The sequence below is a fragment of the Mesorhizobium hunchu genome (genome assembly GCF_040081975.1).
In the GTDB taxonomy this organism is placed as follows: Bacteria; Pseudomonadota; Alphaproteobacteria; order Rhizobiales; family Rhizobiaceae; genus Mesorhizobium; species Mesorhizobium hunchu.
On record NZ_JBEBMG010000011.1, the window covers coordinates 112,047 to 125,270 of the forward strand.

At 63.8% G+C, this 13,224-nt stretch carries 14 protein-coding genes; 1 reads left to right on the top strand and 13 read right to left on the bottom strand.

The features are described from left to right. Positions 1-30 precede the first annotated feature (30 nt). The 13 genes from ABMA46_RS17925 to ABMA46_RS17985 all read right to left on the bottom strand — a co-directional run bounded on the left by ABMA46_RS17925 (position 31) and on the right by ABMA46_RS17985 (position 12,942). Positions 31-285 carry a DUF1272 domain-containing protein gene (locus tag ABMA46_RS17925; RefSeq protein ID WP_349001360.1) on the bottom strand — a complete coding sequence of 85 codons (255 nt, stop codon included), beginning with the start codon at positions 283-285 and terminating at the stop codon, positions 31-33. Between the two features lie 23 nt (positions 286-308). Further along, positions 309-611, bottom strand: a complete 303-nt coding sequence (locus ABMA46_RS17930; RefSeq protein WP_349001361.1) for an urease subunit gamma — start codon at positions 609-611, stop codon at positions 309-311. A gap of 9 nt (positions 612-620) precedes the next feature. Then, a complete protein-coding gene (locus ABMA46_RS17935) occupies positions 621-1,463 on the bottom strand; it encodes an urease accessory protein UreD (RefSeq protein WP_349001362.1) in 843 nt (280 codons plus the stop codon). Further along, entirely contained in the window at positions 1,438-2,133 is a 696-nt protein-coding gene (gene urtE / locus ABMA46_RS17940; RefSeq protein ID WP_349001364.1) for an urea ABC transporter ATP-binding subunit UrtE, read from the bottom strand. Before urtE ends, ABMA46_RS17935 begins: the two co-directional genes overlap by 26 nt. A gap of 126 nt (positions 2,134-2,259) precedes the next feature. Further along, positions 2,260-3,009: an urea ABC transporter ATP-binding protein UrtD gene (gene urtD / locus ABMA46_RS17945; protein ID WP_349001365.1), complete on the bottom strand. Its 750-nt coding sequence runs from the start codon at positions 3,007-3,009 to the stop codon at positions 2,260-2,262. A 3-nt stretch (positions 3,010-3,012) separates the two neighbouring features. Beyond that, a complete protein-coding gene (urtC, locus tag ABMA46_RS17950) occupies positions 3,013-4,197 on the bottom strand; it encodes an urea ABC transporter permease subunit UrtC (protein ID WP_349001366.1) in 1,185 nt (394 codons plus the stop codon). Continuing rightward, positions 4,194-5,810 (bottom strand): urea ABC transporter permease subunit UrtB, encoded by a 1,617-nt coding sequence (urtB, locus tag ABMA46_RS17955; protein WP_349001367.1) that lies wholly within the window; start codon positions 5,808-5,810, stop codon positions 4,194-4,196. The genes urtC and urtB overlap by 4 nt, the downstream gene beginning before the upstream one ends. A gap of 94 nt (positions 5,811-5,904) precedes the next feature. Further along, a complete protein-coding gene (urtA, locus tag ABMA46_RS17960; protein ID WP_349001379.1) occupies positions 5,905-7,155 on the bottom strand; it encodes an urea ABC transporter substrate-binding protein in 1,251 nt (416 codons plus the stop codon). A 518-nt stretch (positions 7,156-7,673) separates the two neighbouring features. Then, positions 7,674-9,170, bottom strand: a complete 1,497-nt coding sequence (locus tag ABMA46_RS17965) for a sulfatase family protein (protein ID WP_349001368.1) — start codon at positions 9,168-9,170, stop codon at positions 7,674-7,676. 83 nt (positions 9,171-9,253) lie between these two features. Then, positions 9,254-10,222, bottom strand: coding sequence for an aliphatic sulfonate ABC transporter substrate-binding protein (locus ABMA46_RS17970; protein ID WP_425475769.1), 969 nt, complete (start codon positions 10,220-10,222; stop codon positions 9,254-9,256). Positions 10,223-10,229: 7 nt separating this feature from the next. Then, complete coding sequence (locus ABMA46_RS17975; protein WP_349001370.1) at positions 10,230-11,012, bottom strand: ABC transporter ATP-binding protein; 783 nt, start codon at positions 11,010-11,012, stop codon at positions 10,230-10,232. After that, the gene (locus ABMA46_RS17980; RefSeq protein ID WP_349001371.1) at positions 11,012-11,815 is read right to left on the bottom strand and encodes an ABC transporter permease; all 804 of its coding nucleotides are present in this window, start codon (positions 11,813-11,815) and stop codon (positions 11,012-11,014) included. Before ABMA46_RS17980 ends, ABMA46_RS17975 begins: the two co-directional genes overlap by 1 nt. Beyond that, entirely contained in the window at positions 11,812-12,942 is a 1,131-nt protein-coding gene (locus ABMA46_RS17985; protein ID WP_349001372.1) for an ROK family transcriptional regulator, read from the bottom strand. The genes ABMA46_RS17980 and ABMA46_RS17985 overlap by 4 nt, the downstream gene beginning before the upstream one ends. Positions 12,943-13,092: 150 nt before the next feature. Between ABMA46_RS17985 and ABMA46_RS17990 the strand changes: the two genes are divergently transcribed. Further along, a partial coding sequence (locus tag ABMA46_RS17990; protein ID WP_425475763.1) for a transposase occupies positions 13,093-13,224 on the top strand: 132 nt, incomplete at its 3' end.

A 13,224-nucleotide genomic window follows, 5' to 3' on the forward strand; every position in this document is an offset into this window, starting at 1 on the left:
ATCCTTGTCTTCAAAATGGTTATCGGTAGGTCAGGCAGCATTGCTGCCGGCGCAGCCGTCCGGCTTGAACACCCGTCGTGTCGTGGGCGGATATTTCGCCAGCTTCGCGGCGGGCCGGATCGGGCGCGGCGCAAAATTGCCGCCGCAATTGGGGCAGACGCCCTTCAGCACATGCTCGGCGCAATCGGCGCAGAAGGTACATTCGAAGGTGCAGATCATCGCGTCGGCCGCATCCGGCGGCAGGTCCCTGTCGCAGCATTCGCAACTGGGTCGCAGTTCCAGCATTTCGTCGTCCTCCCTGCTATCGCCTAGCGGATCGGCTCGTGTACGGTGACTAGCTTGGTGCCGTCCGGAAAGGTCGCCTCGACCTGGACGTCGTGGATCATCTCGGCGACGCCTTCCATCACCTGCTCGCGGGTGACGACATGCGCGCCCTCTTCCATCAGTTCGGCCACGGAACGTCCGTCGCGAGCGCCCTCGACGATGAAATCGCTGACCAGCGCCACCGCCTCCGGATGGTTCAGCTTTACGCCGCGTTCCAGCCGCCTGCGAGCCACCATCGCGGCCATGGCGACGAGCAGCTTGTCTTTTTCCCGTGGCGTCAGGTTCATCTTTTGCCCTTACAATTGCCAGACTTTTGGAAGCGCCCTGCCGGCCGAGAGAAGGGATAGCAGGGGAATCAGGGTACGGCGCAGGCAAAGGCTGTCGGACGCGGCAATGCGGGCCAGGAGCTTGCCGCCCCAAGCGCTGGCGCCGCCGGCGTCTTCGATGACCTCGCGCGCCGGCTCAAGGAATCGTTCGCATTCCGATGCGACCAGCAGGACCGTGGCCATCGCCGCATTGCCGGCGAGGATGGCGGGCCGCTGCAACTGACGAGCGATGTCGCCGTCGAGACGAAGCTCGTCGGCGAAGACGAGCCTGCCGTCGCGGCGGATGCGCCAACGGTCGCGGAAAGAGCCGTCTTGGACGATCTCGCCCATGGCGGCTCGGCCGAAGACGGTCGCTTCGGAAACGAGCAGTTCGGCATCGCCGGCCAGATCGGCCTCCATTCGGCGCTCGATGCGCCCGCCGTCGAAGAGGATTGTGTCCTGCGGCAGCCAGTCGAGACGCGCGCCGGCCTCCAGCGCTATACGGTTCGTCACGTTCACCAGCGCGCCGGTCGATCTGTAGATGCGTTCGCATGCCTGCGTCGTCAGGATGGCGCGAGCGCCTTCCCGCAACTCGATTTCCGTGCCGAAGACATCGCCCCCGGTCATGCCGCCCGCCGTGTTGATGAGCACGGCTTCCGGGACGCCATCGGTCGTACGCGGAAAGCGGACCTTCATGGATCCGTCCTGATGCAGCCTGTAGAGATGCGTGGCCCCGGCCCGCCGCCGGAAGACCAGGCGCGCCTTGCCGCTGGCGCGCTGCAGTCGCGGCAGCGGATACCGGACGTTCTCAGAGCATGAGGTGTCGACGAACATCCGGCTCATCCAGGCTGGCGGCTTCTCCGGTGAAGACGATCCGGCCACGGTCCATGATCGCCACGGAATCGGCAAGCCCCCTGGCGAAGTCCAGATACTGTTCCACGAGAAGAATGGTCAGGCCGGCCGTGTCGCGCAGATAGGTGATGGCACGACCGATATCCTTGATGATCGAAGGCTGGATGCCCTCCGTCGGCTCGTCGAGCACCAGCAGCTTCGGCCGCATGACCAGCGCCCGGCCGATTGCCAATTGCTGCTGCTGGCCGCCCGAGAGGTCGCCGCCGCGGCGACCGAGCATGTCCTTCAGCACCGGGAACAGTTCGAAGACATGATCCGGAATCGAGCGCTGCCCGCGCTTCAGCGGCGCCATGCCCGTCGCCAGATTCTCGCGCACGCTGAGCAGCGGAAAGATTTCCCTGCCCTGCGGCACGAATGCGATGCCCGACCGGGCGCGATCGTACGCCGCGCTCCGGCCGAGCGCCTTCCCCTCGAAGGCAACCTCACCCGATCTCAGCCGAAGATGGCCGACAATCGCTCTCATCAGACTGGTCTTGCCGACGCCGTTGCGGCCGAGAACGCAGGTGATTTTTCCTGCCTCCGCCTTGAGCGAGACATCGCGCAGGGCCACCGCCGCGCCGTAATGCAGCGTGGCGTTCTCAACCTCCAACATTATCGGACCTCCCGGTCTCTGGTCCCCCTGCGCCCCCGGCCTGAGGGCCGGGGGTGGCAAGCCTTCCGGCGTGCCAGAGGGGGTTCGTGAATTCCGGATGAATGATCGTGGTCGGGCGCGTCATCGTTACCTGCCCAGATAGACTTCGACGACACGGCTGTCGGCAGAGACGAAGTCGAGCGTGCCTTCCGACAGAACCGACCCTTCGTGCAGGCAGGTGACCTTGACGTCGAGATCGCGCACGAACTGCATGTCGTGCTCGACGACGATGACTGAATGCGTCTCCGCGATTTCTTTCAAGAGCCGCGCGGTTTCCTCGGTCTCCGCGTCGGTCATGCCGGCTACCGGCTCGTCGACCAGGAGAAGCTTGGGGTCCTGCGCCAGGAGCATGCCGATCTCGAGCCATTGCTTCTGGCCATGGGAGAGGTCCGCTGCGAGGTCGCGCCGCCGTGCGGTCAGGCGGATGGTCGCCAGGATATCCTCGATGCGTTCCGCCTGCCGTGCCGAACGCCTGTCGAACAGCGCCTTGACGATGCTGCGCGCTCCCTTGATCGCCAGCAGCAGATTGTCCTCGACCGTGTGGCTTTCGAAGACCGTCGGCTTCTGGAACTTGCGGCCGATGCCAAGCATGGCGATATCCGCCTCGTCATGACGGGTGAGGTCGATGTCGCCGTCGAAGAACACCTCGCCCTGGTCCGGCTTCGTCTTGCCGGTGATGATATCCATCATCGTGGTCTTGCCCGCCCCGTTCGGACCGATGATGGCGCGCATCTCTCCCCTCTCCAGCACCAGCGAGAGATTGTTGATGGCACGGAACCCGTCGAAGGAGACGGAGACGCCGTCGAGATAGAGGATGGGTCTGCTCGCGTCGGTCATGCCCTACTCCGCCGCCTCGGTCAGCAATTGCTCGCCGCCGGGAGAACCGTCCGGCTCAACCCACTTCTCGGCTGCCGCGGACAGACGACGCGCGCGTAGTGCCGACCAGCCGTCGACCAATGTGCCGACGATGCCCTTGGGCAGGAAAAGCGTCACCAGGACGAACAGGGCGCCGAGCGCGAAGAGCCAGAATTCCGGGAAGGCACCGGTGAACCAGCTCTTGCCCCAATTGACGATCAACGCCCCGACAATCGGGCCAACGATGGTGGCCCGGCCTCCGACCGCCGTCCAGATGACGACTTCGATCGAGTTGGCCGGAGCGAATTCGCTCGGATTGATGATGCCCACCTGCGGCACGTAGAGGGCGCCGGCGATGCCGGCCATGATGGCGGAAGCGGTGAAAGCAAAGAGCTTGACGTTCTCCGGCCGCCAGCCGAGGAAGCGCGTCCGGCTCTCGGCATCGCGCACCGCGACCATCAGCTTTCCGTATTTCGACTTCACGAAGAAGGCGACGAGGATGACGCCTAGCGCCAGCATCAGCGCGCTTGCCGAAAACAGCGCCGCCCGCGTCTGGTCCGACTGGATGTCGTAGCCGACTATGTCCTTGAAGTCGGTCAGTCCGTTATTGCCGCCGAAGCCCATGTCGTTGCGGAAGAAGGCGAGCAGCAACGCATAAGTCATGGCCTGCGTGATGATCGACAGATAGACGCCGGTGACACGGCTTCGAAAGGCGAACCAGCCGAAGACGAAGGCAAGCAGGCCGGGAACCAGCACGACCATGATCGCGGCGACCCAGAAGTGGCTGAAGCCGTACCAGAACCAGGGCAGTTCCTTCCAGTTCAGGAAGACCATGAAGTCGGGCACGACCGGATTGCCGTAGACGCCCCGGGAGCCGATCTGGCGCATCAGGTACATGCCCATCGCATAGCCGCCGAGCGCGAAGAAGGCGCCATGGCCGAGCGAGAGGATGCCGCAATAGCCCCATACCAGGTCGAGCGCCAGCGCCAGCAGGGCGTATGTCAAGTATTTGCCGAACAGCGTGACAACATAGGTCGGGATATGAAGCGCGCTGCCGGCCGGCATGGCGAGATTGAGGACCGGCACGATGATCGCCGCCACCACCAGCGCCAGCACGGCGATCGCGACGCGCCAGGTAAGTCCGTCGGAGAAAGCGCGGCGCGTGATCATGCTTCGATCGCCCGGCCTTTGAGCGCGAACAGGCCGCGTGGGCGCTTCTGGATGAACAGGATGATCAAGACGAGGATCAGGATCTTGCCGAGCACGGCCCCGGCATAGGGTTCGAGGAACTTGTTGAGAATGCCGAGCGAGAAGGCGCCGACCAGCGTGCCCCAGAGGTTGCCGACCCCGCCGAACACCACCACCATGAAGCTGTCGACGATGTAGCTCTGGCCGAGATTAGGTGAGACGTTGTCGATCTGCGAAAGCGCGACCCCGGCGATGCCCGCGATGCCCGATCCGAGGGCGAAAGTCAGTGCGTCGACCCAGGGGGTGCGAATACCCATGGAGGATGCCATGCGGCGGTTCTGCGTGACGGCTCGCATATGCAGGCCCCAGGACGTGCGATTGAAGACGTAGAGAAGCACGGCGAAGACGGCGAGGGCGAAAAGCACGATCCAAAGCCGGTTCCAGGTGATCGCAAGCTGGCCGATGTCGAACTCACCGGACATCCATGACGGGTTGCCGACGTCGCGGTTGTTCGGTCCGAAGATGGTGCGCACCGCCTGCTGCAGGATCAGCGACACGCCCCATGTCGCCAGAAGCGTCTCCAGCGGTCGGCCGTAGAGAAAGCGGATGATGCCGCGCTCGATGACGAGGCCGACGGTGCCGGCGACCAGGAAGGCGAGCGGCAGCGCGATGGCCAGCGACCAGTCGAACAGGCCCGGAAAAGAGGAGCGGATGATTTCCTGCACGACGAAGGTCGTGTAGGCGCCGAGCATGACCATCTCGCCATGCGCCATGTTGATGACGCCCATGACGCCGAAGGTGATGGCAAGGCCGATCGCCGCCAGCAGCAGTACCGAGCCGAGCGAGACGCCGTACCAGACGTTCTGTGCCACGCCCCACCAGGCGAGCACATCGCGGATGTTGGAGACGGCGGACGCGGCGCTTTCTCTGAGCGCGCCCTTGGCCGTGGCTTCGTAAGAGAGGAGTAGCGAGAGCGAGTCGCGGTCGCCGCGCGCGCCGAGCAGGTCGATCGCCGCTTTCTTTTCGGCGTCGCTCCTGTTGGAGACGAGGATGGCGGAGGCGCGAGCCGCCTCCATTCGCCTCTGCACCGAAGCATCGGTTTCCTTGGCGATCGCGGCGTCCAATGCCTCTATCGTTGATGGATCAGGGCTGTTCAGCATGGTGGTCGCGGCGGCCAGCCTCACGGTCGGGTCCTTCGCGGCCAAGGTCAGGTTACCGACGGTGTCGCCGATAAGGCGACGAAGGCTGTTCTTGACCTTGACCTTGGTCACCGCCTCCTTGCCGGAGGAACCTTCAGCCTTGCCAGTAAGGGGGTCGAAGAGGTCGAAACCGTCCGCCTGCTCCCTGACGATGAAAACGGCGCCGTCCGGCTGGCGCGCATAGAGATTGCCGTCGCCGAGCGCGTCGAGTGCGCGTGCTGCGGCGGGATCGCCCGTCGAGGCGACTTCCTTCACCACCTTCTCGACGTCGGAGAAGCTTTTGGTGTGGCCGAATTTGGCGATCGCAGCGCGTGTCGCCGCCTCGTCAGCATGGGCGGCCGTCATCGCGGTCGTCAGGATGGCCAGGAGAAACAAGGCGGGACGAAGAACAAGCATCAAGGATACAATCTGCTGTCGGTTTCTGGCTCTGGCTTCCGGGCCGGCGAGAGGAGGAGCCAGCCCGGAAGCGTCGCGGTCAAGTCATGATCGCTCAGTTGGTTCCTTCACCGCCGCACTTGCCGGTCTTGACGTTGAAGTTGCCGCAGGACATCGGCTTGCGCCAATCGGAGATCAGGTCTTTCGAACCCGGCAGATAGTCGGACCACGCATCTCCCGGAACGGTGCCAGGAGTCTGCCAGACGGTCTCGAACTGGCCGTCGTCCTGGATCTCGCCGATCAGCACCGGCTTCGTGATGTGATGGTTCGGCATCATGGTAGCGTAGCCGCCAGTCAGGTTCGGTACGCTGACGCCAACCATGGCGTCGATGACCTTGTCCGGATCGGTGGTGCCGGCCTTCTCGACCGCCTTAACCCACATGTTGAAGCCGATATAGTGGGCTTCCATCGGGTCGTTGGTGGTGCGCTTGTCGTTCTTGATGAATGTGTGCCACTCGTCGATGAAGGCCTTGTTCGCCGGCGTGTCGACGCTCTCGAAATAGTTCCAGGCGGCGAGGTGGCCGACCAGCGGCTTGGTGTCCATGCCTGAAAGCTCCTCCTCGCCGACAGAGAACGCCATGACCGGGATGTCTTCCGCCTTGATGCCCTGGTTGCCGAGTTCCTTGTAGAAGGGCACGTTGGCATCGCCGTTGACGGTGGAGATCACGGCCGTCTTCTTGCCGGCCGAGCCAAAGCTCTTGATCTTGGAGACCTCGGTCTGCCAGTCGGAGAAGCCGAACGGGGTATAGTTGACCACAATGTCCTCGGCCGGTACGCCCTTGGCCTTCAGGTAGGCTTCGAGGATCTTGTTGGTGGTGCGCGGATAGACGTAGTCGGTGCCTTCCAGCACCCAGCGCTTCACCGAGCCGCCATCGGCACTCATCAGGTAGTCGACCGCCGGGATCGCCTGCTGGTTCGGCGCGGCTCCGGTATAGAAGACGTTTTTCTCGCTCTCCTCGCCTTCGTACTGCACGGGGTAGAAGAGGATGCTGTCGAGCTCCTTGAAAACGGGCAGCACGGATTTACGGCTGACCGAGGTCCAGCAGCCGAACACGGCCGACACCTTGTCCTTGGAGATCAGCTCGCGCGCCTTTTCGGCGAAGAGCGGCCAGTTGGAAGCCGGATCGACGACGACGGCCTCCAGCTTCTTGCCGAGCAGGCCGCCCTTCTTGTTCTGCTGGTCGATGAGCATCAGCATATCGTCCTTCAGCGTCGTCTCGGAGATGGCCATCGTCCCCGAAAGCGAGTGAAGGATGCCGACCTTTATCGTGTCGTCGGCGGCATGCGCCAAACCAGAAAAGCTCATGGTGGCGGCAATGGCGGCAGCGCCCAGAAACCGCCCGCCCACGCGCGAAATCTCAAACATACGCATTCCCCTTTCGTTATTGTGCATTGCACAAGAAGCAAGGGGCATGCCAAGATGCCGGGCGCCAGAAAACTCTTTGCACTTAGGAGCTTATCAAGGAAGGCTCCGATCGATCCATCGTTCTACAATGCTTATAAATTAATCTGCTAACGACAGAGTGTCTGATATTTAATCAGGCTGTATGCGTGCATAAAAAATCAGCGACATTGCCGTCGGATCGTTACATATTCAGCATGGATCGTTCTCTTCAGCGCGCAGACGGTAGAATAGCTTCCAGTGTGTCGGTCCGCCGGTTAGCGTCTTCGGGTCAGGTCCTCACATCCGGAAAAGTTTGGTTCCAACGGATTCTTAAACGTCGACTTCGCGCCCCATATCGGCCGTCCATGGTGTTTGGGCGCCTCCCAAAAGCGGACATTGCTTGGCGCAGAGGCGACAATGACGAAGCCACCAGGCGTTTCTCAATTCAGTGATTGGCGGCGCGGCAGCGGCGCGGGATGGCGTGCTTCTAGCGCCGCTGCCGCTTCCGAGCGGCCGGTTGCACGCAGCCGTTCGAGATAGGCCGGCAATTCGCCGCGGCAGTGGAACGGCCCGCCCTCGTGCATGACCGTGACCAGCGGATCGACGTCGCTGTCGCTCTTGCGCGTCATTTCGCTGCGCCAATCCTCCAGCAGTCGGCTGGCGTGATCGACGATATCGCGGCGTGATGCGGCGAGATCGTGCTGTTCGTGGGGATCGTCGCTCAAATTGAACAGGCTAACCGGGCCGAAATCCTTGTAGCCGTCGTGATAGGTGCGCAGCATCAGCCAGTCTGCGCCGTCGAGGCGGAAGCGCACGCCGCGCTGCACCGCCCAGGCGCCCTGGCTGAGCACCAGGAAGTCGCGGCCGCCATCCTTGCCCTGCTTGAGCGCCGGCGCGAAGGACTGCCCGTCCCAGACGGCAGGCACGGAGCCGCCAAGCCGGTCGATCAACGTCGCTGCCCAGTCGAAATGGTAGTGCAGGCCGTCGTTAACGCCACGCATGTCATCCGCGCCCGGCCAGCGGATCACCAGCGGCACGTTGCAGGTGTATTCGTCGGCGGTCTGGTGGTCGCCCCAGACGTTCAACTCGCCGAGGTTCTCGCCATGGTCGGCGCCGACAACGATGATGGTGTCGTCGAACAGGCTCTGCCGCTTCAGCTCCTCGACGATCAGGCCGACGTGATGGTCGGCATAGAGGACGCCGGTGTCGTAGCCGTCGAACCAGGCTTTTACGCGCGCCATGTCGCTGATCGGGGAGGGCATGCGGCGGTAACCGGAGCCGCCCGGCGCGACGTCGAAGCCGGACGGCTCCTGCGGGCTGTGTGGACCGTAGCCGGCGTGGCTGCGCCTGAACACCGCCTCGGTCATCCATTCGGGCAGCGGCTCGCTGGCGAAGGGGTCGCCGAAGCTCTCCGGCGCGCGGTAGGGGGTATGCGGGTCCCAGACGTTGACGTGCAGGAACCACTTTTCGCGGCTGCCATTGTGCTTCAGCCAGTCCAGCGCCAGTCCCATCACCTCGTCAGCGTTTTCCATGCCGGCCTTGCCGGGATTGATGATCTCGCTGAAGCCGGCGTACCAGTGCCAGCAGCCGTGGCGCTCGCCGAAGCTTGAGATCGTGGTGGTGTGATAGCCGAGATCGCGCAGCGCGCGCATCCAGCCCTCCTCGTAGAAGGTGCCGGCCCAAGCGCGCTCAGGGCCTTCGCGGAACGGCTCGCAGGCCGTGCCGCCATGACCGACGACGCCGGTGCGCAGGCCGTGCCGCCCGCTCCACAGCGCGGTGCGCGAGGGATGGCAGGGAACGTCGGAGACATAGACGTTCTCGAAGCGGATGCCGTCGCGCGCCAGGCCGTCGATCACCGGCGAAGTGTTACGATGGTATCCGTAGCAGCCAAGATGGTCGCGCCGCAGGCTGTCGATATCGATGTAGAGAACGTTCATGGGATACTCGCCGCTGGGGAATGTCACGGGGGAAATTATGCGGAGGTCCGATCAGGATCGGACCTCCGATGTCGATGTGATGGTCAGGCTTCGACGTACATGTCGCCGAGGTAGTAGTCCTTCGGATCGAGCGACTTGTCGAACTTGCCGAAGGTCTTGAACAGCTCGTTCATGGTCGAGAACCAGCCGTTCACCGTGCCGTCCTTGGTCAGTTTCACCAGTTCGTCCGAGGTCATGAAATTGCCGTAGCCGGCCTCGGTCTTGAGCTGGTCGGCGGGGATACCCAGCAATTTCGAGGTGATCTCGATCGCCTTGTCCTGATTGGCGGCGCGCCAGTCCGCCGCTTCCTTGATGGCACCGATCATCCTCTTGACTAGGTCCGGATTGCTCTCGACCAGGTCGTTGCGGGTGATGAAGGCGCTCGGGAAGGTGTTCTGCGGATAGAAGTCCTTGTTCTTCGCCAGTTCGACGAGGTCGGGGACGTTCTTCTGGATGATGCCGACGAAGGGATACCAGATGCCGGCGGCGTCGACCTGCTTTGACGAAAAGGCCGCGACGACGGTGCTTGGGTCCATCTCCACGATGTTCAGATCGCTCATCGCCATGCCGGCCTTCTGCAGCGCCAGCCGAAGCAGCATGTCGCCGGAAGTTCCGGCCGGGATAGCCACCTTCTTGCCCTTCAAATCGGCAATGGAATTGATGCCGGCCTGTGCGATCACCCGGTCGGAGAAGCCGACGTCGTTGACAGCGATGATCTTGGCCTTGCCGGTCGCCGGCAGCCACAGTGCGCCCGGCCCGATATAGCCGAAGTCGAGGCTGTCGGCGCCGAGCGCCTGCACCTGGATCGGCCCGTTGGTGAAGACCTTGATGTCGGCGTCGACGCCGTGCTTGGCATAAAAGCCCTGGTCGCTGGCGACGGCCGCGATGCTGGCGCCCCAGAAGTCGCCATTGTAGCCGATGCGGGCGGGGGCGCCTTCGGCCCGTGCCGGCAGGCCGCCGGCTGCGAAGGCGGCTACAGCGGCTGACGAGGTAAGGAAGCCTCTGCGTGTCAGTGTCATGTCAGTTCTCCTCTCTTTGTGTTCCCTGCTGGTGATAGACCGCGTGCCAGACGCGGTTGCGGATGGCCGTGAATTCCGACGACAGCCGGATCTCCTCGGTTCTCGGATAAGGCAGCTCGACCGGAATGATCTCCTTCAGTCGGCCCGGACGCGCCGCCATGACGATGACCCGGTTCGCCAGATAGACCGCCTCATCGACGTCGTGCGTGATGAACATCACCGTGCGCCGCTCGCGCCGCCACGTGTCCAGCAACTGGTCCTGTAACTGCACGCGCGTCAACGCGTCGAGCGCGCCGAACGGCTCGTCCATCAGGAGCACAGACGGATCGACGGCATAGGCGCGGGCGATGGCGCAGCGCTGCTTCATGCCGCCCGACAGTGTCTTCGGCAGAGCGTCGGCGAAATCGCCGAGACCGACAAGATTGATGAAATAATCCGCCTTCTCGCGCCGCCCAACCGCCGGCTCGCCCTTGATACGCAGGCCGAACTCGACGTTCTGGCGCACGGTGAGCCAAGGAAACAGGGCGTATTGCTGGAAGATCATGCCGCGCTCGGGGCCGGGGCCTTCGACCGCCTTGCCGTCTACCCGCACCTCGCCTTCGCTTGGCGCGAGCAGGCCAGCGGCGATGTTGAGCGCGGTCGATTTCCCGCAGCCGGACGGCCCAACGACGGTGACGAACTCGCCGTCGGCGACATCGAGCAAGAAACGATCCAGCGCGACGAATGACTGGTGGCCGAGGTCGAAGCGGCGCGTGACGTTCTCGAAAACGATCTTCGGCTGCATCACACCCGCTCCTGCCAGACGGTCAGCCGGCGCTCGACGGCCAGCAACAGCCGGTCCATGGCGAGGCCGAGCAGACCGATGGTGATGAGGCTGACGAAGATGGTGGCAAGGTCGTAATAGAGCTGCGCCTGCTGCATGCGATAGCCGAGACCGGTCTGCGCCGCGATCAGCTCCGCCGCCACCAGCGTCGCCCAGGCGGAGCCGAGGCCGATGCGCACGCCGACCAGGATGAATGGGGTCGAAGCGGGAATGATGACCCTGAGAAAGATCGTCAGATCCTTCGCGCCAAGCACGCGGGCGGCGTTGATCATCGTCTTGTCGACGCTGATGACGCCCTGGTAGGTCGCCACCACGCTGGCGAGGAAGGAGGCGAGGAAGATGACGAAGATCTTCGGCGTCTCGTCGATGCCCATCGTCACGATCGCCAGCGGGATGATGGCGAGCGGCGGGATCATGCGGAAGAATTGCAGATAGGGCTCGATCAGCGCGCGGGCGACCTTGTACCAGCCCATGACGAAGCCGATCGGCACGGCCAACAGCACGCCGAGCAGGAAGCCGGTCAGCACACGCGCCAGCGACGACAGGATGTCGGTGGCAAGCTGGCCGTTGGCGATCAGGTCGACAAATTTGCGCGCCACGTCGGGGGGCGGCGGCAGGCCGACCGCGCCGCTGGCCGTCAGCGCCCACCAGCCTGCGATGCCGGCGACGAGGCCGACGAGGTTGAGCGCAAGGCTGGAGAGATCGGCGCCCTGCCCCTTGCCATCCTGCCTGAGCGGCTTCGCTATCTTCGCCGGTGCGCTCATCTGGGAACTCCGGAATAGAAGAGATGGTCGAGGGCCGCCGCGGCGCCGCCGATCGCACCGGCGCCCGCGCCGAGGCTCGACCTCTCGAAGCGCAACGTGTCGCGCATCGGCGGCAACACGCGCGGCGGCACCTTCTCGCGGATGGCGTCGAGAAAACTGTCCGGCGCCTCGGCGAGATGGCCGCCGAAGACAATCAGGTCGGGGTTGAGCAGGTTGGTCGCGCTGGCGATCGCCGTTGTCAGGTGGCGCACCGCTGCGCTCCATGCCTCGGGATGGTGCTCGACCGCCGCGAGCAGGTTCTTCGGATGCGGTTTGTCGATATGGGCGGCGCGCGCCAGCGCCCGCTCGGACAGGAAGGTCTCTAGACAACCGGTGCTGCCGCAGGCGCAGCGCTCGCCGTGCTCCACCACCTGGATGTGGCCGAGCTCGACGGCGCCGTGGCCGCCCGGGCGAAACGGCATGCCGTGGACGACCAACCCGGCGCCGAGCCCGGTGCGCAGATAGATGTAGAGCAGAGCGTCGGCGTCGCGGCCGATGCCGTAGCGCGACTCGGCCAGCGCCATGGCGCTGACATTGTGCTCGACCACCACCGGCATGCCGAGCGCCGTCTCCAGTTCGTCGGCGAATGGCACGTCCTTCCAGTCGTAATTGATCGACTGCAGGTTGCGGCGGCGCGCGGTGTCCACCGGTCCCGGCACGCCGAGCCCGAGGCCGAGCAGGCGCGAGCGCGCGATGCCGGTCTTGCCGATCAATCCTTCGACAGTTTTGACCACTTTGCCGATCACCGCCTTAGGCAGGCTGGTGTCTGTATCGAAATGCAGCGAAGCCATCGTCTTCGGCGCAGCCTTCAAGTCGGTGATCGTTGCGTGGATGGTGCCGGCGCCGAGATGCACGCCGACGACGAACTGCGATTCCGGCACTAGCGCGATGCTGATGGCAGGCCGCCCGACGGCCGCGCCCGAAGCGGCGCTCTGGGTCAGCTCCGTCACCGTGCCATCTTTGAGGAGCTGGGCTGTCAGGTGGGTCAGCGCAGTCGGCGACAGCGTGGTACGTCGCGCCAGTTCGGCTCGCGATTGCGGACCGTGGTCGCGCAGGATGCGCAGGACGGCGCCGTGGTGGATGCCCATTTCTTCTCCTATTACTTTATAATCTTTATAAATTAATTCCGCTGTCAAGAGCACCGCAATTTTGATCACGTCGACCAGACTACCAGTTAGGTTCAGGACCTATTAAATTGATTTGAGATGTGATTCACAGTCTTGTTTGAGGAGGCTGTGATGAGTGATTTGTTTCTGCTGAGCGCGCGCCAGATGGCTCGGATCTCGCCGTTTTTTCCCTTGGCGCATGGCGTGCCGCGTGTTGATGACCGACGGATCGTGAGCGGGATCGTCTATGTGATCCGCAATGGC